The sequence below is a fragment of the Aquirufa nivalisilvae genome (assembly GCF_003143535.1).
GTDB lineage: Bacteria > Bacteroidota > Bacteroidia > Cytophagales > Spirosomataceae > Aquirufa > Aquirufa nivalisilvae.
On the sequence record NZ_CP029346.1, the window covers coordinates 2,423,215 to 2,446,134 of the forward strand.

General features: G+C 37.6%; 15 protein-coding genes and 1 tRNA gene. 5 read left to right on the top strand and 11 right to left on the bottom strand.

All coding sequences use genetic code 11. The features are described 5' to 3' along the window. Window positions 1–49 precede the first annotated feature (49 nt). The 3 genes from ilvD to lhgO all read right to left on the bottom strand — a co-directional run bounded on the left by ilvD (window position 50) and on the right by lhgO (window position 4,886). A complete protein-coding gene (gene ilvD, locus HME7025_RS10365) occupies window positions 50–1,726 on the bottom strand; it encodes a dihydroxy-acid dehydratase (protein WP_109323697.1) in 1,677 nt (558 codons plus the stop codon). Window positions 1,727–1,845: 119 nt separating this feature from the next. Continuing rightward, on the bottom strand, window positions 1,846–3,609 hold the full coding sequence (locus HME7025_RS10370; RefSeq protein ID WP_109323698.1) for an ABC transporter ATP-binding protein: 1,764 nt from the start codon (window positions 3,607–3,609) through the stop codon (window positions 1,846–1,848). Between the two features lie 77 nt (window positions 3,610–3,686). Then, window positions 3,687–4,886: an L-2-hydroxyglutarate oxidase gene (gene lhgO, locus HME7025_RS10375; RefSeq protein WP_109323699.1), complete on the bottom strand. Its 1,200-nt coding sequence runs from the start codon at window positions 4,884–4,886 to the stop codon at window positions 3,687–3,689. A 243-nt stretch (window positions 4,887–5,129) separates the two neighbouring features. On the opposite strand from lhgO, the gene HME7025_RS10380 reads away from it, so the two are divergent. The 3 genes from HME7025_RS10380 to HME7025_RS10390 all read left to right on the top strand — a co-directional run bounded on the left by HME7025_RS10380 (window position 5,130) and on the right by HME7025_RS10390 (window position 7,135). Beyond that, on the top strand, window positions 5,130–6,326 hold the full coding sequence (locus tag HME7025_RS10380) for an anhydro-N-acetylmuramic acid kinase (protein ID WP_109323700.1): 1,197 nt from the start codon (window positions 5,130–5,132) through the stop codon (window positions 6,324–6,326). Window positions 6,327–6,334: 8 nt separating this feature from the next. After that, window positions 6,335–7,051 (top strand): RluA family pseudouridine synthase, encoded by a 717-nt coding sequence (locus tag HME7025_RS10385; RefSeq protein WP_109323701.1) that lies wholly within the window; start codon window positions 6,335–6,337, stop codon window positions 7,049–7,051. A 12-nt stretch (window positions 7,052–7,063) separates the two neighbouring features. Continuing rightward, window positions 7,064–7,135, top strand: a tRNA-Arg gene (locus tag HME7025_RS10390). A gap of 106 nt (window positions 7,136–7,241) precedes the next feature. Here HME7025_RS10390 and HME7025_RS10395 read toward each other — a convergent pair. The 5 genes from HME7025_RS10395 to HME7025_RS10415 form a co-directional block, all read right to left on the bottom strand. Beyond that, window positions 7,242–8,768 carry a tyrosine-type recombinase/integrase gene (locus tag HME7025_RS10395; protein WP_109323710.1) on the bottom strand — a complete coding sequence of 509 codons (1,527 nt, stop codon included), beginning with the start codon at window positions 8,766–8,768 and terminating at the stop codon, window positions 7,242–7,244. 5 nt (window positions 8,769–8,773) lie between these two features. After that, a complete protein-coding gene (locus HME7025_RS10400) occupies window positions 8,774–9,118 on the bottom strand; it encodes a hypothetical protein (protein WP_109323711.1) in 345 nt (114 codons plus the stop codon). Window positions 9,119–9,219: 101 nt separating this feature from the next. Continuing rightward, entirely contained in the window at window positions 9,220–10,743 is a 1,524-nt protein-coding gene (locus HME7025_RS10405; protein WP_109323717.1) for a DNA methyltransferase, read from the bottom strand. 222 nt (window positions 10,744–10,965) lie between these two features. After that, window positions 10,966–11,559: a hypothetical protein gene (locus tag HME7025_RS10410; RefSeq protein WP_154401963.1), complete on the bottom strand. Its 594-nt coding sequence runs from the start codon at window positions 11,557–11,559 to the stop codon at window positions 10,966–10,968. 322 nt (window positions 11,560–11,881) lie between these two features. Continuing rightward, window positions 11,882–12,610, bottom strand: a complete 729-nt coding sequence (locus tag HME7025_RS10415; protein ID WP_109323728.1) for a hypothetical protein — start codon at window positions 12,608–12,610, stop codon at window positions 11,882–11,884. A gap of 707 nt (window positions 12,611–13,317) precedes the next feature. On the opposite strand from HME7025_RS10415, the gene HME7025_RS10425 reads away from it, so the two are divergent. Beyond that, a complete protein-coding gene (locus tag HME7025_RS10425; RefSeq protein ID WP_109323733.1) occupies window positions 13,318–13,935 on the top strand; it encodes a recombinase family protein in 618 nt (205 codons plus the stop codon). A 432-nt stretch (window positions 13,936–14,367) separates the two neighbouring features. Continuing rightward, window positions 14,368–14,781 carry a hypothetical protein gene (locus HME7025_RS10430; protein WP_109323737.1) on the top strand — a complete coding sequence of 138 codons (414 nt, stop codon included), beginning with the start codon at window positions 14,368–14,370 and terminating at the stop codon, window positions 14,779–14,781. 18 nt (window positions 14,782–14,799) lie between these two features. Here HME7025_RS10430 and HME7025_RS10435 read toward each other — a convergent pair whose 3' ends face one another. The 3 genes from HME7025_RS10435 to HME7025_RS10450 form a co-directional block, all read right to left on the bottom strand. After that, entirely contained in the window at window positions 14,800–16,833 is a 2,034-nt protein-coding gene (locus HME7025_RS10435) for a heavy metal translocating P-type ATPase (protein ID WP_109323750.1), read from the bottom strand. 311 nt (window positions 16,834–17,144) lie between these two features. Further along, window positions 17,145–18,386, bottom strand: coding sequence for an efflux RND transporter periplasmic adaptor subunit (locus HME7025_RS10445; RefSeq protein ID WP_109323755.1), 1,242 nt, complete (start codon window positions 18,384–18,386; stop codon window positions 17,145–17,147). Window position 18,387: 1 nt separating this feature from the next. Then, entirely contained in the window at window positions 18,388–22,785 is a 4,398-nt protein-coding gene (locus HME7025_RS10450) for a CusA/CzcA family heavy metal efflux RND transporter (RefSeq protein ID WP_109323756.1), read from the bottom strand. Window positions 22,786–22,920: the final 135 nt, after the last annotated feature.

The following is a 22,920-nucleotide window of genomic DNA, read 5'->3' on the forward strand; positions in this document are numbered from 1 at the left end:
GACTAATTTAAGTCATACGCATTTAGAAAAAAATTGAATTGGTCATTTTTTACAAATCAGTGACACAACCTAAGCTGGCTGATGACACATTTTTGATGTATTTTCTCAAAACTCCCGAAGTATGTTCCGAAACCAATGGTTTCCACAACTTACGGCGTTCAGCCAATTCTTCATCGGATACGTGTAAGATAATCTGATTATCTACCGCATCGATCGTAATTTTATCTCCGTCCTTAACCAATCCAATATTTCCTCCTTCTTGCGCCTCTGGCGTCACGTGACCTACGACGAAACCGTGCGTTCCTCCTGAGAAACGTCCATCCGTAATCATCGCCACACTATTACCTAAACCCGCTCCCATCAAAGCAGAAGTTGGTTTTAACATTTCTGGCATCCCAGGGCCACCTTTAGGTCCTTCATTTCTAATAACGACCACATGACCCGGCTTAATTTCTCCTTTAGAAATAAACTCGATTACCTCTTCTTCACGCTCACACACCTTAGCTGTACCTTCAAAACGCTCTCCTTCTTTTCCTGTAATCTTAGCTACAGCACCTTCCGTAGCTAAATTGCCATATAATATTTGTAAGTGACCTGTAGCTTTTATTGGTGTAGCTACCGGATAAATAATTTTTTGTGTTTCAAAATTCAAATCTGGAGCATCAGCTAAATTCTCTGCCATGGTTTTACCAGTCACAGTCAAACACTCTCCATGTAAAAAGCCTTCTTGCCACAAATATTTCAAAATAGCTGGCATACCGCCGATAGCCAATACATCTTCCATGTAATATTTACCAGAAGGTTTCAAATCAGCTAACAATGGAGTCCTGTCCGAAATATCTTGAATATCTTTCAAGGTAAATTTAATTCCTGCTGAATGAGCAATCGCCAAATAATGTAAAACAGCATTGGTAGATCCTCCTAATGCCATCACCACTGTCATCGCATTTTCAAAGGCGTGGCGTGTCATGATATCACGTGGACAAATATTTTTCTCCAACAAGACTTTCATTGCCGCACCAATAGCTAAACATTCTTCTTTTTTGCCTTCGTGTGTAGCTGGATAAGTAGATGAATTAGGCAATACTAAACCCATTGCCTCCATAGAAGAAGCCATGGTGTTCGCTGTATACATACCCCCACAAGCACCTGGACCAGGAATAGAATTACGAATTACTCCTTCATAATCCTCATCTGAAATGTTTCCAGCAAATTTCTTACCTAAAGCTTCGAAAGCTGAAACAATATCTAATTTCTCTCCTTTATATAAACCCGATTTAATGGTTCCTCCATAAACCAACATGCCTGGACGGTTCAAACGCGCCAAAGCCATCATAGCTCCAGGCATATTCTTATCACATCCAACCACTGCAATTACACCGTCATACCACTGCGCACCCACTACATTTTCAATGGAATCAGCAATGATATCTCGAGATGGCAAAGAGTAGCTCATTCCATCGTTTCCATTAGTCATTCCGTCAGACACACCAATGGTATGAAAAATCAAACCTACCATGCCGTTCTCCTGAATTCCTTTTTTCACATGGACCGACAAACCATTTAAATGCATGTTACATGGGTTACCTTCATAACCTGTACTAGCAATTCCAATTTGTGCTTTTTGCATGTCCTCAGAAGTTAATCCGATTCCATACAACATAGCCTTAGCTGCAGGGTTTGTTATCTCTTGAGTAAGAGTTTTGGAGAATTTATTTAATGACATAGTCTTTTGGTATGAAATTTTTTCAAACAACAAATATACGCAATCCTATTTGTTCGAAACAAAAGATTCCCAAATAATGTATGGGTAATCAAGGAATTGCAAAATTTTTTAAAGGTTTCTTACAAGCTTTCGCTGGATTTGTTTTCTCCAACTTGCTGACGCCACATGGCATAGTACAAACCTTTGCTTTCAATTAGCTGCTCATGAGAACCTTGCTCTACAATGCGTCCTTTTTCCAACACATAAATTCGGGTAGCATGCATGATGGTTGATAATCGGTGAGCAATCAAAATAGTTAAATGTTCTGCTTCTTGAGAAATGGCTCGGATAGTTTCAGAAATTTCTTCTTCAGTCAAGGAATCCAATGCTGAGGTTGCTTCATCAAACACCAATAAATTGGGGTCACGTAATAAAGCCCTTGCAATACTCAAGCGCTGCTTTTCACCTCCAGACACTTTGACCCCGCCCTCTCCAATTAAGGTATCCAAACCTTTGTCGGCCCGAGCTAACAATGTTTGGCAAGCTGCTTTTTCCAATACCTCTAGGCAATGGGCATCGGTGGCATTGGGATTAACAAACAATAAATTTTCACGAATCGAACCTGAGAACAATTGTGTATCCTGAGTCACAAATCCAATCTTCTTTCTTAATTGATCAAAATCAATGTGTTCCCCTTCCTCTCCATTGTAAAATACTTTTCCTTTTTTGGGACGATATAAACCCACCAATAATTTCACTAAGGTGGATTTTCCTGCGCCAGATGGACCTACAAAGGCGATGGTTTCTCCCCCTTTCACATCAAAACTGATGTTATTCAAAGCTTCGGAATTGGCTGATTGATGCTGGAAACTAACCTGATCAAATTGCAAAGTTTGAATCGAAGCAATGGCTTTAGGATTATCTGGCTTCTTCTCTACAGGAATATTCAAAATTTGTTCAAAATTTTGCAAAGACACTTCCGCTTCACGATAGGTATTCACCACATTACCAATCTCTTGTAATGGATTGAATAGGAAGAAAGAATAGATATTTAAAGAATAAAACTGACCGATGGTGATTTGACCTTGGTAAATCAAATAAATCAACACCACGACCATCAACATGCGTAATAAGTTCACGCATGTACCTTGAACAAAAGCCATAGAACGTACATAACGCACTTTCTTAAGCTCTAACAATAAGATTTTCTCCGTAGTGGCATTCAAATGACGTATTTCCTGATCTGCTAATCCTAAGGATTTTACTAATTCTATGTTTCGAAGCGATTCAGTCGTGGATCCTGCTAAGGCCGTTGATTCTTTAACAATTTGAATCTGAATGGTCTTAATTTTTCTACTTAATACAGAAGAAACAAAAGCGATTAGTGGCCCTGTCAGTAAAAACAAGGGCAAAATCATCCAATGTACTGAAAATGCATATACCGAAATGAAAATGAGCGCTATGACCGATTGGAAAAGAATATTAATACCTACCGTGATTAACTTCTCGACGTCAATACGTACTTTTTGTAATTTGCCTAAGGTTTCTCCCGACCGTTGATCTTCAAATGTTTCATATGGTAGCTCTAACGAATGTCGAATACCATCCGAATAAAGGTTGGCACCTACCTTTTGAGTGACGGTATTGATAACATAATCTTGAAAATTTTTGGCCACTCTAGAGACGAATGCCACGCCAACTGATGCCAATGCCAAAGGCCAAATAGCCTGGATAAATTGGTCCATGGTATGCGTATTCGATCGATATACGGCCGCTACATCATCAATGATTTTCCTGAAAATGTAGGGATCCATCAAGGAAAAAATCTGATTGGTAGCAGCTAGAGCTAAAGCTCCTACTACACGCCAACGATAATGACTCAAATAGGTAAATAATAATTTCATGGGGAGTCGTCTAATGGTGAAGGTAAAATTCTTGAACGTGTTCAAGTGAATTGGGGTTCCCTAAGCCCATAAAATTGTTAAAATCTAGTTAAAGCCATACCTGCCACTGTTTTACCAATAGACAATGAAGAAGTAGCAGCTGGACTAGGTGCATTTAAAATATTGATAATTTTTGCGTCTTCAATGATGGAAAAATCATCCAATAAACCACCATTACGATCGCAAGCTTGGGCGCGCACACCAGCTCCACCTTCCACTAAATCTTGCTCCTGAATTTCAGGAATTAACACTTGTAAGGCTTTAGTAAAGGCTTCTTTAGAGAAGCTTCGGTACATTTCGCCCAAACCAGTTTCCCAATATTTAGTAGCCACTTTCTGAAAGCCTGGCCAGGTTAATGTATTCCAAAGTTCTTTGAAATCTACTCCCAATTTCTTGTACCCTTCTTTTTTAAAGGCCAAAACAGCATTAGGACCCGCCTCCACACCTCCGCGCATCATGCGTGTGAAGTGCACACCCAAAAATGGGAAATTAGGATCCGGTACAGGGTAGATCAAGTTTTTAACTAAATACTCTTTCTCTTTTCTCAACTTGAAATATTCCCCTCTAAATGGCACAATCCGCACATCCAATGGCTCTCTTTGAGATAATTGGGCCACTTCATCCGAATATAGTCCGGCACAATTAATGATCAATTTGGTTTCATATACCCCTTTGACCGTCTCCACGATGGAATAACTAATTCCTTTAGTAATACCGATCACTTGTTCGTTTAAATGTATGGTACAACCAGCTTGTTGGATTTTTTCAGCCAATTTAGCCGCAACCACTCGGTAATCTACAATCCCAGTTTGCGGCACCCACATCCCTTCTACACCGGTCACATAAGGTTCATATTCTTGCATTTCAGCCAAAGAAAGTTTCTTTAAACCTTCCAAACCGTTTTGTTGACCTCTTTGATATAAATTTTCTAACTGACTTCTTTGTTCGTGATTACTTGCCACCACAATCTTTCCTGTCAATTCAAATGGAATGGATTCTTGCTCACAGAAAGCAATTAATTGATGATAGCCTTCAATGCAGTTTTTGGCTTTTAGAGAACCTGGTTTATAATACAATCCAGAATGGATAACACCCGAGTTATTCCCAGTTTGATGTAGAGAAACCATATTTTCCTTTTCAAATAGGGCGATTTGCAAATCGGGTTTTGCTTCCAATAATCGCTGAGCTGTTGCCAAACCAACGATACCTCCTCCAACAATAATTACATCTAAAGCCATGAATGTCAAATTGTTTAAAAAATGATACAAATATACGAAATCAGGTGCTGTAATTATCAATTAATTATCACTTGCCTGATAATTAATATCAAAAGGAAAGACTGTTTTTTTGTAACTTCGCTTGAGATTTGACAACTTTTGAAAAGTTGTCAAATCTACATGTCAAATCAAGGTATCTTATAGTTCCCATGTAGACCCATTCATATAATAACCTGCCCACCTATTTTAAACCATCCGTAGAAATTGAACCCACAAATCGCACAGCTGTATCGGATTTCCCAACAACCTAATCGTTTGATTTTAGGTTTGATGTCTGGAACTTCCTTAGATGGTTTGGATTTAGCACTTTGTCGGTTTAGTGGTTTTGGATTAAATACTCAGGTGGAACTAATCAAACACCAAACCATTCCCTATCCTGAGGATTTCAAACAGTCCATTCGTGAAGTATTTGCCAAGGAACAAATCTATTTTCCGAGTTTATCTACCTTGAATGCACAAATTGGTCGATTACATGCACAATATATTTTAGATAGTTTACAAAGCTGGGGAATTGCTCCAAATGAAGTAGATGCTATTGCCTCTCATGGTCAGACAGTAATGCATCGCCCAATCCGTTCCGGGAATTTACCCAACTCTACTTTACAAATTGGCGATGGAGATCATATTGCTCATTTGACAGGGATCATTACTTTATCCGATTTCCGACAAAAACATATCGCTGGTGGCGGTGAAGGAGCTCCTTTGGCAGTGTATGGGGATTATTTTTTATTTTCTAAAAAAGGAGAACATCGTATTTTATTGAATATTGGTGGCATAGGAAATTTCACCTATTTATCAGCCAGTCAAGATCCCAAAGATATTTTAGTTACTGACACTGGGCCAGGCAATACTTTGTTGGATGCATATGTACGCCAACATTTTCCTGGTTTTAATTATGATAAAGATGCTAGATTAGCTAAACAAGGTATTTTGCATCTTCCTTTGTTGGACTCCATGTTGAATTTACCGTTTTTTCATGAGGCTTTTCCAAAAAGCACAGGACCTGAATATTTCAATCTAGAATTATTAAATCAAGTTATCCAAGAAAACGCTTATTCTTTGACCCCAGTAGATACTTTGAGAACCTTGACAGAATTAACCGCTCAAAGCATCTCACAAGCTATGCAAAGCTATATTCCTGCAATTCGTACGACAGATTGTCAATTGATTGTTAGTGGTGGAGGAAGTAAAAATCCACTATTAATGGAGCGACTGGCCAAGATTAACCCCAACATGCAATTGATGGAAAGTGATCGTTTAGGGATTGCTTCAGATGCCAAGGAAGCGGTGCTTTTTGCTTTATTGGCCAATGAGACATTGATGGATGATCAAGTAGCGCGCGACAGACAATTAGGGGATTCCCCCTGGTTAAGTTTAGGAAAAATTAGCCTACCGAACTAAATTTGTCTATGAAATGGAAAATAGAGGACGCTATCCTTTTCGAAAACAGCGATTTTTTTGTTATCAATAAACCTTCTGGAATCGCCACATTGGATGAGCGCAAGGATGTGTTTGCTCCCAATATCTTACGATTGGCCAAGGCCTATTCAGATGATGCACAAGTAGGACATCGATTGGATAAAGAGACCTCTGGCGCCCTAGTGATAGCAAAAAATCCAGAGGCGTATCGACATATTTCTATGCAATTTGAGCATCGGGAAACGGCGAAGCGCTACCATGCTGTAGTAGAAGGGATGCATGATTGGGATGGCATGTTGGTCAACTTGCCAATTCTTCCGTTGAAAGATGGCATCGTGGTGATAGACCGAGCAAAGGGAAAGCATGCCGAAACTTGGTTTCAGACTTTGAAAGTGTTCAAGAATTATACTCTGGTAGAATGTATGCCTATTACAGGACGTATGCATCAGATTCGAATTCACTTAGCTTGCTTAAAAGCTCCGATTGTCGCGGATGCCATGTATGGAGGCAAGGATATTTATTTATCAGAATTAAAAAAGAAGTTTCATCTCAAACAAGATACAGAAGAGTTGCCATTGATTCGTCGTGTAGCCTTACATGCTCACAGTTTGAGTTTCAACCTACTTGACGGTAGCCCTATTACTGTGGAAGCTCCCTATCCGAAAGATTTCGGAGTGCTTGTCAAACAGTTGGAGAAGTTTTCGTAATTTTGGCCCTTTGGCTCCGTAGTTCAATGGATAGAATGTAGGTTTCCGGTACCTAAGATGCAGGTTCGATTCCTGCCGGGGCTACAAAATGACCTCAGGTCAACAAAAAAGGACATTTCGCAATGAGATGTCCTTTTGTATTTTAGGTAAAAAGGGAACTTGTGTAGCAGATTTGTGTAGCAAGTGTGAATTATAATTCAAAGCTGTCCTCGAAAACCTTGATTGCCTTATCAGCGAATTTCTGCGGGAATTGCTTCAAATACCCTTGTGTTTGTTGAACCGTTGCATGACCAAGGGCAAAAGAAATCTCCTCAATTGAAGCACCACTCTCTAACATGTGGTAAGCAAATGAATGGCGACTAACATGACTTGAAAGTTCCTTAATACCCAAATCTCTTCCGATTCTTCGCAATTTTGAGTTATATCGGGAACGACCTCTTGTCAGTAATTTTATTTGGTCTCTGTTCAACCTTTTCTTGTCAAAAATCTTCAAATCTTTAAATTCCTCATATGGGAGATAATCAAACACATGTCCCGGTTCTTTCTCCCCCATAATTTCACACATTGAGTAGGCAACCATTGACTCCATTCTACGGATTAAACCATCGATAATCACAACCTCCTCGCTATAATCATCAAACTTGTTTCTTTTAAGATGGTTGTTAAGGTTGACAACGTCCAATACCGTCAAGGAACCGAAATCCTTCTCGGTATGGATATTGAGTATTGTTTCTAATTCTATCACGCTAAGATTTAACTGACCAATCGGATTTAATTCCAAGGCTCGTTGAAATTCAATTGGGTAAAAATAAGAAAGTAGCTTCGCAGATTTGAAGGAGAAAGGAACGGATAACAAATCATCGTTCTTCTGAATAATCAATTCAAGTCGTCCATCTACGAAATGTTTAAAGTTCATTAGAAGAATATCAGATACACGAAGACCGGAGGTGAAAAATTGAAAAAGGAACTGGTACTTCCCTTCCATTGTCTTGATTCTCTTTTTACCATCCATCTCTTGATAGTTGATAATCTTATCTATTTCATCCTTTTTCAACATGCGAGACTTAATCTTCTCTAAGTTCTTTTTGGGCACTTGGATAATGTAATGGTCCGTCTTTATCGTCTCAAGGTGCGGATGGTGTTGGTTAAACTTCCTAACAAGAGTTTGGATTACAACAATGTAGTTGAACCTCGTGTTGTTTTTCTTTGTTGCGGTTGGGTCCTTAATTCGATTGGTTTGCTTTGCTATGAATATCGCATACTCATAGATAAAGTCAAACCGACGCAAAATTTCAATTGGAAGTCTATCTAAGTTGTAGCGTTCCTTGATGAAGAGAACCATAGAATTGACGATAGTGGTGTACTTGTTTTGGGTTGCAATAGAATCGTAATCCTTAACCAGTATCTCCCTGCAGAACTCAATAAAACATATCTCTTTCTCAGCAATTAACGTAGGTGTTTGGTGGTCAAATCTTTTCTGAGTTTTAAGTTTTTGACTGAATTGACTTTTCAACATTTGAATCCTACTGTTGATTAGAATGTAGTCTACCTCTTCGTTCACCTTTACTTTTTCATTATTGCCATCCCAAAGTTTAACCGGTATTTTATATCCAACTGACTTTCTTGATACAGGTGTTCTATCATCGAAAATACTTTCAATGATGGTTCCTGTGTTCTTGTCTTTTTGAGACTTTCTTAATGAAAAAAACTGGTACATGACTCTTACTTAACTATTTTAAATCCTTCACCTATGAACTCCTCAATGAACACATTACTTCCATTAATTTGAACGAAGCTGTATTTCAACCTTTTGTAGGCAAAGTATCGTTTTACTCCATCTACAATTAGGTTATTTTGATTGACTTCAATAGGGTCCAATACTTCTCCATTTTCTATTTTTTGACAGAAAAAAAGGATGTCATTCAGTTTACAATGGTATCCTTTTTTAACGTGCAGCTCTTTAATAGAAATTCTTGTAGTACCTTGATTGTAACCAAGGGTTGACTGGAGACCACCTGGTTGGATGGCCTCCTTCAAATCCACTAAAATTTGATTATTTGTCTTCACTTTCTGTCATTAAATTAGGAACAATTTTTTAACAAAAAAGGACATTCAATGCAATGATAAGCCTTTTCTGTATTTTCAACTACTTTTTTAAATGCCGCTAATTATGCAGCAATGGATAATTCGATTTTTTCCTGTTCTCTTTTCTGAAGACTCTCTTCAAATCTCTTTTGGCAAAACTCGATTGATTTAGGGTCCAAATCAAATCCAATAACATTTCTTCCAAGGGTCAGACCAATGGAGACAGTCCCACTACCTACAAATCCGTCCACAATTAATTCGTTTGGTCGAGAATACGCTTTAATGAAATCTGTATATATGGATGTAGGACAGGGAGCATCATGTTGGAAATTTTCATCCACAGATTTCAACTCTTTGTTATTAAAAACAGACGTTAAAAAGACATTTGTTTTACATGTTTCAGAGGATTTTACATAAGGAGTTCCAAGAGATGTTCTTCCCAACTTAAATTCAGTAACTGAGGATTCGACTTTTACTTGTTCTTCAAAATATGGTTCTCCACCAGGTTTTCTAACTACGATAATGGCTTCCCATGAATTAATAAATCTATGGGGATGTGCCGTATACTTTTGATTAGACTTAACCCAAATATTTGAGTCGATTGATTCCCATCCATTATCTTCCAATCCAACAATAACTCTATGTATGATATTTCTACATAAACCATTGGAGTAAGATTCTCCTAAAACAGTTACCAAATATCCGCCGGGCTTTAATTTTTTCTTTTTTTCCTCACAAAACGCAAGAAAATTTGAAACGTATTCCTTTGCAGTTTTTTCCTTACCGTGTGGATTTTCACCTTGATTACGATAATCTCTTTGGTCCATATAAGGATGAGAATCAATGAAAAGTGACACGGAATCATTTTCGATTTCATCCATCACCAAAGATGATTTGTTATATAATTTGTACCAAGCATGTGCGTTCTGACCCTCAATAGCGTTCAATTTTCTATCGTCAGAATCCTTCTGTTTTTTCAATTTATTTTGAAGTAATTTATATGCTCTGTCTACCTTGAAGTCTCCATTATCCAAACCCTCCATAAGCCCAATTTTATTGTCAAGATTTTCATCTTCGTACCACTTTACTGCCATCAATTTTCGTAAAGAAGATGCTCCAATTGAAAGATTCATCAGATATGATACCAACTGGTATCTATCCATTCCAACAATTCCAAAATTATCTTTGTTATCGAAGTCCCCGAATCCCAACATGTCACGTTTCTTACCTTGTGACTTTCCAATCATTCCCAAATATTGCTCCGCACATTTCGCCATCTCCGTGTATGACATGTGAGTACGTTGATTACTTGTCATTCTAGCAGTAATCACCTCTTCGTCAGAAATATTGACATGAAGACATTTTAAGGTATTTAAACCTAATTTCTTTGCTAACTCATAACGTACCACTCCATCGGTGATATAGAATGTTCCATCTACCAAATTCCCTAGTACTGGCAATTGCTGACCGAATCTATTCATGGTATGTTCGATGTGGTCTACCTTTTTAGATTTGATGATGGATTGTAATTGAGGATGAATTTGAACATCCTTAAGCGGTAATTCAAAAACTTGTGACACGTTTTTTAATAACTTATTCTCTTTCATTTTCTGTTTGTTTAATTGTAAGTCTTATATTTTTACTTACAATATGAATAAAAAAATAGGGGCGCTGCAAAAGACTTGAAGTATGTCTTCAAATCATATTGGCCTGGCAGAGCACTGGCCATTATCAATCCACCCTCTCCCGAGTTGATTGATGACTAAAATTTATCCTATTTCTACATGTTTAACTTTTTAAAAGACTTACAATTTGAGTAAAAAAAACCACTAACTATATAACTCCTGATACTTAGCAAATGACATTTCTTGTATTTGCTTGGAGGCATCCATCAACATCTCTCTATCATTCTTTCCGTCAACATAACTATCTTCTCTTCCCAATGACTTAGTGAATACCTTTACCTTCTTGTCATTATCATCAAGCCAGAATCCTCTAACAGACAGATACGGTATTTTGCTCACAGGGTGAACGTTCTTTATTACATGAAACTCCGGTTGTATTACTAATCTAAGTCTCTTCAATTGAAGACTCATTTGGTAAAACTTGGTGTGGAACTCATGAAACTGACCACCTTGATTCGACTCACAGACATTATGTGTGTAATAGTCTAACATATTTTGCTTCAATTGAGTCAATTTATTCCACCTACTCATGTCGCTTGTATCGTTGTATATCTCGTCTTTAAAATTATCTTCCAAAATGAACTCAACTACTGTCTTAGCAGGTGGAATCGATTTTAAGGCCGGAAATTCATCAAAGAATTTATCAGTCATCTCTTTGTTTAACTTATTGCTAGGTACCTTGGGCATCAACAACAATAATAGAAGAGCTTGCTGGTAATTACCCTCACACCCATTCATGGCATTCAGCGCGTGCTGAACAATTTCGTTACCGTAAGTAAGAACCTCCTGAATGAATGACATTTACAATTTGCTTGTTTGGTTTGACAAATGTACAAACATTGTTGTACTTTCCAAAAAACTTACAAATATTTTTATAAATATTTTTCAGCCCTATTCCTACGGTATCAAAAAACCCACTTTACTTCCTTTAACTAACATGAAGTTGCTCATAAATGTTATTCCATATTTGGGGAGGGGGTGAGCGCAATTGGGGGTGGGGATTGAAAGTCCGAAGGACTTATACAAAGCGGTCGTTACACTCCCGGTTACCGTTGAGGAGCTATATCCAATTCTGTTGCCGGAGAAATCTATCCATATTATCTCTAACAAACTGTAAGTCCTGGCGGACTTCATAGAAGTTTGACGAGCCGTATATTTCATATAGTTTACTATTACTTTTAAAAATATGGCAATTATCAATAAAGTTATGGCCAAAGAAAAGATAAAGACCAGCAAAACAATCTTGAAATTGCTTTACAAAAGGATTAGTAATTTGTGCTGGGTCTGTAGTTATTAATTCTATTAATTTTAAACAAGCATCTTGGTATTGGTTATCAATATTTTCAATAGTAGAATTAACAGTTGCCCCAGTATATTGTAGTTCTTCTTGTAATAATATATCTGTAATAGTAGATGTATTAGTTGTGCCACTATGATGGCAGGAGGTGTCTTCTGTGGTAACAGGTACCTGTATCTCTGTATCACACCCCATATCATCTATTGTGGCAGGTTCCTTAATTTTATCCCAAAAATCAGCAACAGGTTTTGTTCTTTTCCCTTTCCCTTTAACTTCTGTGATTTGAATATAACCCTCTAATTCAAGATTTTTCATTCTCTTATTAACGGCAGAGCGCTTTAAATTTACCAGTTGTCCAAACCTTGTGTCTGACTTAAAACAACCTTTAGGGAGTTTACTCAAAGAAAGAATCTCAGCCAATAGTATTTTATCTACCGCGTCGAATTTATTACATTCTAATAAGGAATAAGGAATGTTTAGATATGTATCCATATTATAAAAAATCCCCCATTATTTCACCGGTAGTGGACGGTTACTTTAATGAGGGGGAGTACTCTAAATCTTTATGGTATCAATCAGCTCCACTACAAACTAATTCTTACCGTTTTAATAAATATATCGAAAATGGATAAAAAAGGGAAGGCTTCAATGCTAAGGAATTGCTAAGAAATCTAACCCCACTTCCTGTAATTTAAAGGAGGTTTTTGTCGTACAGGATGTAGGTGTAACTTCTAATAGACAAAAAATATAATACTTGGGATATTTGTATCATCATCCACAATTTTAGTACACTAAAAGAAAGGATTTCGCCGTAAATTGGCTAGGTGGGAATTGACCCATGTTCGAAGCTCAATCCATTTTAAAAAAAATGACAAAAAATGACATTTCCTCAGATGAATATTCACCGGCAAAAGGTACAATTACTTCATTATCCCAATTAACCAAGGAACAGTTTCATGACCTCTTGTCAAGTGACCATCCATCGGCAAAGAAATACCGGGATTATGCAAAGAAGGAGTTCGATTACAGGATGAAGTCTTACCAATCCCTTAACGACTTCTTCAATCATAACTCAAACACATAATATTAGAGTATACCTTGAAATGTGAAGCTCTCACATGTAGAAATTGAACAAAAAATGCAGCATTCTAGCGTATTAAGGCATAATTTTAGGGTTATAACACCATAAGTCTAATATTATGAAAAAACTAAGTATTCTATATGTTCGTACCAGTTCGATTGACCAAAACTTAGATAGACAACGAGTTCAAGAGGCCAACTTCGATAAGGTAATAGAGGACAAAATCTCAGGAGCGGTTGCATTATTTGAAAGACCCGGTGGAAAGGAACTATTCAAACTAATCTCAATGGATTTGGTAGGTTCTGTATCCTTTTGGCAAATCGACCGCTGCGGTCGTGACCTGAAGGGAATTGTTGATTTTCTTCATTTTATGGTCGAGAGGAAAATACCAGTTCATTTTATTGAGCAAGGTCTATCAACTCTTAACCATGATGGAACTGAGAATCCAATTTCAAAGATGTGTATTGCCATGATGTCTGTAATAGCGGAAATGAATCGTAACATGATTAAGTCGGCACAGAAAGAAGGAATTGAATTGGCAAAACTGAAAGGCAACGTATTTTTAGGAAGAAAACATGGTACCAGCGAAGACCCGCTAAAATTCTTATCCAAGTCAAAAAATAGACGTGCAATGGAATTACTTAAGAAGAACTACAAATCTGTTGAAATATCAAAGATTACTGGTCTTCATATCAATACGATTACAAAGGTCAAAAAATTGATGTTGGTAATGTAAATGAAATGAATCATATGTGGTGTGGTTGCCGAGACCCAAAGGATATTTGTACCTATCCTGGTAACATGAACTATAAAAGGGGTGCCCATACGGAGTCCCTGCTGGAGGTCCTGGAGGAAGTCCCTAAACCGGCCCTCCCTTATATATGAAATACCTTCGTTTTTAGACCCCGGTCAATTCCCCGTTTAAAATCCGGCCCAAATTTTAGTGGAAATTGGAAATGTCTACCCGCTAAAACCTTACAAACACCTTTTAAGGTGAAAACCCATTTTAAAAATTTTGGCATTTTTTCCGGTATTTATAGTAAAGAACATTTATGAAAAATACCATCAAGAATAAGACTATTTCGAAGAAAATCATTCTCTCAGAATCCCAATTTGAGCGTTTATCTCAGAACATAATAAACGAATTGAAAGTAAAGAATACACGAAAATGAGATTACAAGGATTTACTCAGATAGAAGACAATTTTGATAGCGAGAATTTGTCAAAATTAAAGGTCTTGAATATAACATTTACTAACCCTGATGCCTCGCATACAATTGGAAACCTTGGACTTCTAAAGGAGGTTAAGTTCTATGAAGCGTTATTCTACAAAGTATTGGAAGAACTAAAACTGGAAGAAAATGACTTGGTAGCAATTACAAGTACCTCGTTGAAAGAACTTATTTTTAATCTATCGATAATTTCAGCAATCCAAAATCAACACATTGAATTTGTTAATGAAAACATGTTCTATACCGGTCCACTCAGAAGGAATATTCATTTAAGTGATGAAGACTTCGAATTCAATCTCGAGGACTACGACTTAGACAATTTGGATGAAAGTCGACACTTGAATAGGTAAATTAATTTGTGCTTTAATTCAGTAAAACTTCATTCTTTGAATTCTAACTGCATTTAGTATTGCCAATAGTGCAACTCCAACATCAGCAAATACTGCCTCCCACATAGTAGCTAAACCACCTGCGCCAAGTGACATTACAATAATTTTTACAGCAAATGCCAATACAATATTCTGAATAACAATACGATGGGTTGCTCTTCCTATTTTTATAGCAGTTACAATTTTTGAAGGCTGATCTGTCTGTATTACTACATTTGCTGTTTCTATTGCTGCATCACTTCCCATTGCCCCCATTGAAATACCAACATCACTTAATGCTAAAACAGGGGCATCATTAATCCCATCACCAACGAAGGCAATTATTTTGGATTTGTCTTGTTTTAATTCTTCTACCTTTTGTACTTTGCTTTCGGGCAATAAATCACCAAAGGCAGACTCTATACCTATGTGCTTTGCTACTTTTTGCGTAATAGAATTTTTGTCGCCACTAAGCATTACAATTTGAGTAATACCATTTTGGTGCAATTGCTTAATGGCTTCCTGTGCATCTTCTTTTACTTCATCGGCAATGAGCACATAACCTGTATATTGATTATTTATGGCGACTACCACTATGCTTTCTATAATTTCATCCAATTTCGTATCGTACCTAATACCGAATTTATTTAACAGCCTGGTATTGCCGGCCAACACATCGTTGCCATTTACTTTTCCTTTTAAACCATGCCCGGGAATTTCTACTACCTCCTCTGCCTGATACATCTTTGTTTGGTTCTTTTCATATTCGGCTATGGCTTTGGCAATAGGGTGTGTTGATTTTGCTTCCAATGCTGCCAATGTTTTGATGAACTCACTTTTGTCCATTCCATTGGTTACAATTTCCTGTACTTTAAAAACACCTGCTGTTAATGTTCCTGTTTTATCCATCACCACGGTATTTAGTTTGGTTATAAGCTCCAGGTAATTTGAGCCTTTGAAAAGAATACCGTTTTTGCTGGCTGCACCAATGCCGCCAAAATAGCCTAAAGGAATGGAAATGACCAAGGCACAAGGACAACTGATAACCAAGAAAATTAATGCCCTGTACAGCCATTGTGCAAATACATAATCGCTTACAACGAAGTAGGGAATTACAACCAACGCAACGGCTAAAAAGAATACAATGGGTGTATAGATTTTTGCAAACTTTCTTATCAATAATTCTGTTTTTGCTTTGCGGGCTGTTGCATTTTGCACCATGTCTAAAATGCGTGCCAGTGAACTGTCGGCAAATTTTTTGGTTACTTTTAGTTCAATTACTTTATCAAGGTTTAGCATACCCGCCAATACCGGGCCTCCTTTGTAAATTGATTTTGGTTTGCTTTCGCCTGTAAGGGCTGCTGTATTGAAGCTACTGCCATCACTTAGCATTTCGCCATCCAGCGGCACTTTTTCACCCGCCTTTATTTGAATAGTTTCGTTTATTTGAACTTCTTCGGGTTTTACATCTTCGTACCTATTATTTCTAAAAACACTGGCAGAGGATGGACGAACATCCAATAAGGCTTTAATGTTATTCTTTGCTTTACTGACTGCTGCACTTTGAAACAATTCTCCTATGGCATAGAATAACATCACGGCTACGCCTTCTGGATATTGCCCTATGGCAAAGGCCCCTGAAGTTGCCAAAACCATTAATGTGAACTCTGTAAAGAACTCCTTTTTAAGAATAGCTTCCCAACCTTCTTTTATTACAGGAAAGCCAACTGGCAGGTAGGCCATTGCATACCATGCAAAGCGAATATATTGTGTAAAAAAAGCAGGCTTAAAATAATTATCTGCGGCAATGCCAATAAGCAGCATACTAAAACTGATGATAGCCGGAAGATATTGTTTGAGTATACTACTTTCAGCTATTTCCGTTTTTTGAACAGGCTTACTGTCATTTGCTTTTATGTCATGTAGCAAATTATCTGCACCAGCTTTACCGTACACTCTATCTTCTAAAGTACAGCAACTAATCTTTCCTTCTGCATCGTAGGTATGAACGTGATTTGGATCTGTATTTATCATTTTTTTCCGTTTAATTTATTATGCGAGGAAATGTAATCCTTAAGTTGTTCCTTCAGGGTTTTAAGGTATTCTTCTAAATATAAGATACAGATTTCATTTTTATTGGTTTCACAAATCTTGAAGGGAGTTTCATCCAAATATTTGTATAGTTCAGGATAATCTGATTCAATCGTTGAAGAGATTGAGATTATTTCTTGCATAAGTTGATTTACATTTTTCATTGATTTTTATTTTTTCATGTTTAAAACTTCATTTTTCGGTATTCTTTGAACATCGGAGAATTGTGTTGTGTTTGTCATAATATACTTTTATTATTCTTCTTCGCCCCCTGCTGCTTTTGATAGAACATAGAAAGCACCTTTGGTAACTATCATCGCATCTTTAGGCATTTCTTCAAGCGGTGTTATTTCTACATAGCCTAATTCTGTTACGCCTGTAATTACTTCAACCTTTTTAAACCGGATACTTTTTTCAGGATTGGCACCGATAGCTTTTTCACTCTTTTCTTTAGGCCCTTTTTCTTCTGTGTTTTCTTCCTCCCCACTTACTATAAAAATGAACGTTTTCCCTTCTGCATTTACGACTGCATCAACAGGAACAGCCTGCACCGTTTGATTGCCTACATTAATCAATGCAGATACATACATACCAGGCAATAACCTGATGCTACCTGTATTGTTTATTTTGGCATGAACAATTACGGATTTGTTTTCATTTTCGAAGGACTGATTGATGCCGAAAATTGTACCAGTGATTTGCTTATTGTTTTGATTGGTAAGAATGAACACCACTTTTTGCCCGCTCTTCACCTTGAACAAATCTTTCTCGTACACCTGCAAATCGCAATGCACCTGCGAATTATCTACAATATCCATCAGGGATGTTTGCATATCTACATAGCTGCCGGTCTTAATTCGTATATGCCCTATGACACCGCTGATGGGTGCAATAATTGGAATTTGGCTTACAAATTTACCATTGGCTACGGATGCAGGGCTGATATTTAACTGCTGTAATTGTGTTTCCATTCCCTGCATCCTTGCTTTATCTGTTTCGTATTTTGCTGCTGCTTGTTGAAATATCTTGCCCGTTCCTGCACTTTCGGTATTGAGTTCCTTTTGTCGTTGGTACTCCTGGCCGGTATAAACTAATTCCTTTTTGAGCATCAGGTAATCCTGCTGCAGCTTCACTATGTCTGTATTTTCTAAAATCGCTACTGTTTGGCCCTGGTGAACAAAACTGCCTTCTAATACCAGCACTTTTTTAATAATGCCGGAAACCAGTGAATTTACATCGGCTTTGTTTTGAGGGGGAACTTCCAGCTGACCGCTTGATTTTACCACACTGTTGAGGTTTTTCATTTCTATTGTACCTAACTCAATGCCCACGGCCTTCATTTGTTCTGCGGACACTTCTATTGCTGCTGTATTTTCTTCTTTTGCTTTAGGCACTTCTTTTGTTTCCGTTTTATTGCTTTGCTTGCAGGAAGAAAAAATAATTGCACTTGCAAAAAATGTAATTGCAGCGATTGACTTTATATTAATTGACTTCATTTTATTTGTTCCCTTTTAAATAGTTTAACAATATAATGGACTGATTGAACTGGTTTACTGCATCGGTATATTGCAGTTTTGTATTGATAGCGGTTTGCAGATTTTGGATATACTCCATGTAACCAATTTCACCTTTGGTATATGCCGTGTTTGAAATACGGATAATATCATCCGCCTGTTTTAAACCTGTGGTTTCGTAGTATTGTAAACCTTCCTTTGCTTTCAGGTATTCGTTGTACTGAAGAAGATAACTGCTTTGCAGAAATAGCAGTGTTTGCTGCTTCTCTGTTTCAATTAAAGTAGTATTTATTTGAGCAGCCTTAATTTTTGCTTTTTGTGAGCCGAAAAATAAAGGAATACCTATGCCTACCTGTAAACCTGCTATCCTTGTGCCAGGGAAATAATTACGGTTAGTTTTTGCAGGATCAAAACCACTAACAACCATTTGATGGTAGTAGCCTGCATTCAAATCCGGTAACAATTTGCTTTTTTCAACCTTTACCTGTGCTGTATTTACATTCAACTTTTGATTGTAATACTGAATTAATGGGTTTGATTGTATAGATGCAGTATCAGCCATAAAAATATCGGGCAATTTTGCCAACTCATTTTCTTTTGGCATAATTGGCTCGGCTGAGTTCAACCACTTTTGCAAAGCCAACTGATAACTGCTTACAGTAGTATTTGCCTGTTTCAATTGTAAAAGGTTTTCTTTGTATTTGCTTTCGGCTTGCATTTTCTCCAACTGATTAGTTTCACCTGTATTATAACGAAGGGTAGCCCTTTTTAGAAAATTGCTGTATATGCTATCCTGCTGCTGCAAAAGTTTTACTCTTTGCAAGCCATACAACAAATTGTAATAGGCTGTGGTTACTTCTTTGATAATTTCATTTTGCGATAGCAGCTTTGATTTTTGAGCCAGCATAGTTTCCTGTTTCAATAGTTTATTTTGATTGGCATACACTGTTGGAAAAGAAAACGTTTGAGTAATACCAATACTGTTATCAATATTTCCGCCACTGGTAGGGTCCTGGGTGAGTTGTATGTTTGTTTTATCAGGACTAAAGCCGGTCTTTTGCATTACCTGCGATTGCTGAATGTTTAAGTCTGCTACTTTCAGTTGCAGATTATTTTTAAGTGCTATATCAATGCACTCCTGCAACGTTTTTTGATTGCTTTGTGCATAAGTTTTTCCTGCAAATAAACCGATAAATGTAAACAGCACTAACACAACCGTAGTATTGACAGGTGGCTTTGCTTTATTCATTTTATTTGGTTTGAAATTGATTTTAGTGTTGAATAAAATATAAAGTGCCGGAAGCACCAGCAGGGTTAATATGGTAGCGGTAATTAAACCACCGATCACAACGGTTGCTAATGGTTTTTGTACTTCACCACCTGCACCTGTAGAAAGTGCCATTGGCAGAAAACCTAATGATGCTACCATAGCTGTCATTATTACGGGTCTTAATCTTACTGCTGTTCCTTTTCTAACTCTCTCATATATGTCGGTAATGCCTTCGTCTTTTAACTGGTTGAAATAACCTATCAATACAATACCATTTAATACTGCTACACCAAACAAGGCAATGAAACCTACACCTGCCGAAATGCTGAATGGCATACCTCTTAACCATAATGCGATGATGCCTCCAATGGCTGATAACGGTACGGCAGTAAATATGAGAAAGGATTGTTTTAGACTTTTGAAGGTGATGTAAAGCAATATTATAATGAGCAATAACGCTACAGGAACTGCAATTCCTAATCTTGCCTTTGCTTCTTGAAGGTTTTGAAACTGACCGCCATAGGTGTAATAATAACCAGCCGGAAGTTTAAGATTTGCATCTAAAATGGGTTGTATTTCTTCCACCGTGCTTTCCACATCACGACCATGCACATTAAAGCCTACAAAAATTCTGCGTTGGCCATCTTCATGACTAATTTGTGCGGGTGCTGTTTTAAATGAAATATCCGCTACCTGGTTAATAGGCACCTTATTTCCAGATGGTAATGGCACATATAGATTTTCAATGTTACTGAAATCTTTACGCAAATCTTTTTGTAACCGCACCACCATGTCAAACCGTTTATCCCCTTCAAACACCACACCTGCAACATTACCTGCAAAAGCAGTTTTCAGCACCATGTTTACGTCACTGATGGTTAACCCGTATTGGGCAATTTTATCACGGTTGTATACCACCTGTATTTGAGGCAGTCCACTTACTTTTTCTACGAAGGGCTCACTTACTCCTTTTACATTTTTGATAAGCTCTGCCACTTTATTTGCCTGTGCATTCAGGATTTCCAAATCGGAACCATAAATTTTTATTGCCACATCCTGTTTGATGCCTGTAATGAGTTCATTAAACCGCATCTGCATGGGTTGTGTAATTTCAAAACTTACACCGGGTAAAATACTTAGTGCCTCTTCCATTTTTTCCATCATGGCTTCACGGGTATTTGCCGATGTCCATTCTTCTTTCGGCTTCATGGAAAGCATCATATCGCCTCTTTCGATGGGCATAGGGTCGGTAGGTATTTCAGCACTGCCTATTCTTGTTACCGCCTGTCTTATTTCGGGGAATTTATCTTTTAATATTTTTTCTGCCTTGCTGAATGTTTCTACCACCTGTGTTAATGATGTGCCTTGTTCCATCCTTATTTCAACTGTGAGGTCGCCTTCTTCCAGTGTAGGGATAAACTCACCACCTAAGCTGTTGAACAATATTATGCTGCCAGTAAACAATACTGCCATTGTAAACACAACGGTTTTTTTCCAGCGTAAAGCCCAACTCAGTATAGGTTCATAAAGTTTTTGACAAAAGCCAATTATTCTATCGGAAATATTCTTTTTATGCGTAGTTTTTTTACTTAGAAAAAGAGCACTCATCATTGGCACATAGGTTAATGAAAGTATGAAGGCACCCAATATTGCAAAAGCCACAGTTTGAGCCATTGGCTTAAACATTTTCCCCTCGATGCCTACTAACGCAAAAAGCGGCAGGTAAACAATTAAGATGATGATTTCGCCAAATGCTGCACTGCTCCTGATTTTTGACGCAGCTTGAAACACTTCATCATCCATTTGTGATTGTGAAAGTTTATTCAAACCAATATGATGATGCTTGCTCATGTAAATTCTGTGTACAATTGCTTCTACTATGATTACCGCACCATCTACAATAAGCCCGAAGTCAATAGCTCCTAAACTCATCAGGTTGCCGCTTACGCCAAACAGGTTCATCAGTATTATGGCGAAGAGCATCGCTAAAGGAATTACAGAAGCTACAATAAGACCCGCCCTTAAATTACCTAAGAGCAAAACCAATAGGAATATTACAATTAAACCACCTTCAATTAGATTTTTTTCTACTGTACCCATTGCCCTGTTCACTAATTCGGTTCTATCAATGAATGGTTCTATTACTACACCTTCAGGCAATGATTTTTGTATTTGTACCATTCGCTGTTTAACGTTGGCGATTACCTGTGCAAAGTTTTCACCTTTGAGCATGAGTGTAATTCCTGCCACTACTTCGCCCTCACCGTTTCTTGTAACTGCTCCGTAACGGGTGGCAGTACCAAACTGTACTGTTGCTACATCACGGATTAAAACGGGTATTCCGTTTATAGTCTTCACAATAATTTTTTCAATATCACTCAACGATTTTACTAAGCCTAAACCACGAATAAAGTAGGAATTGCTTCGTTGCTCTATATAGCTGCCTCCGGTGTTTTCGTTGTTGCTTTCTAAGGCTTTATAAATTTCAGGAATGGTAATATTCATTGCATTGAGCTTTTCGTTATCCAAAGCAATTTCATACTGCTTTACATAGCCACCCCAGCCGCTCACTTCTGCTAAACCCTCTGTACCAGCTAACTGCCTGCGGACAATCCAATCCTGCATAGTACGCAAATCGGTAGCAGTATATTTGTTTTCATAACCTTTTTTAGCATGAATGATATATTGATAAATCTCGCCTAAACCTGTTGTGATGGGTGCTAAGGTGGGTTCACCCAATCCCTGTGGAATTTGTGCTTCTGCTTCTTTGAGGCGTTCGCTTATCTGCTGTCTTGCCCAATAGATGTCGGCATTGTCTTTAAACACAATAGTGATTACCGAAATACCACTACGACTAATACTCCGCTTTTCAATTACATTGGGAATGTTGGCCATCGCGAGCTCAATAGGAGTAGTTATGAACTGTTCTACTTCCTCTGCGCCTAATGTTGGGGCTTGTGTAATTATCTGTACCTGATTATTTGTGATGTCAGGCACAGCATCAATTGGCAACAGCATAGCGGATATAACGCCCCAAATAATGAGTACCAACGTGAATGCACCAATTATAAGTTTGTTCTTTATTGAAAACTGAATTATATTTTGAAACATTTTTTTCTATTTAGTAATATGACTGTATTTATGCATACTCCTTTTGGCAAAAGCTGCTAAAAAAATGATACAATAAAAGGGTTATAAAATTGTACTTAAATACTCTTAAACCCAACGACCGTTTTGCCTATTGGA

Bases quoted from the DNA above. Each gene is read 5' to 3' on its own strand.
- ilvD (WP_109323697.1), bottom strand. From the start codon at position 1,726: ATGTCATTAAATAAATTCTCCAAAACTCTTACTCAAGAGATAACAAAC.
- HME7025_RS10370 (WP_109323698.1), bottom strand. From the start codon at position 3,609: ATGAAATTATTATTTACCTATTTGAGTCATTATCGTTGGCGTGTAGTA.
- lhgO (WP_109323699.1), bottom strand. From the start codon at position 4,886: ATGGCTTTAGATGTAATTATTGTTGGAGGAGGTATCGTTGGTTTGGCA.
- HME7025_RS10385 (WP_109323701.1), top strand. From the start codon at position 6,335: ATGAAATGGAAAATAGAGGACGCTATCCTTTTCGAAAACAGCGATTTT.
- HME7025_RS10395 (WP_109323710.1), bottom strand. From the start codon at position 8,768: ATGTACCAGTTTTTTTCATTAAGAAAGTCTCAAAAAGACAAGAACACA.
- HME7025_RS10405 (WP_109323717.1), bottom strand. From the start codon at position 10,743: ATGAAAGAGAATAAGTTATTAAAAAACGTGTCACAAGTTTTTGAATTA.
- HME7025_RS10410 (WP_154401963.1), bottom strand. From the start codon at position 11,559: ATGAATGGGTGTGAGGGTAATTACCAGCAAGCTCTTCTATTATTGTTG.
- HME7025_RS10415 (WP_109323728.1), bottom strand. From the start codon at position 12,610: ATGGATACATATCTAAACATTCCTTATTCCTTATTAGAATGTAATAAA.
- HME7025_RS10425 (WP_109323733.1), top strand. From the start codon at position 13,318: ATGAAAAAACTAAGTATTCTATATGTTCGTACCAGTTCGATTGACCAA.
- HME7025_RS10430 (WP_109323737.1), top strand. From the start codon at position 14,368: ATGAGATTACAAGGATTTACTCAGATAGAAGACAATTTTGATAGCGAG.
- HME7025_RS10435 (WP_109323750.1), bottom strand. From the start codon at position 16,833: ATGATAAATACAGATCCAAATCACGTTCATACCTACGATGCAGAAGGA.
- HME7025_RS10445 (WP_109323755.1), bottom strand. From the start codon at position 18,386: ATGAAGTCAATTAATATAAAGTCAATCGCTGCAATTACATTTTTTGCA.
- HME7025_RS10450 (WP_109323756.1), bottom strand. From the start codon at position 22,785: ATGTTTCAAAATATAATTCAGTTTTCAATAAAGAACAAACTTATAATT.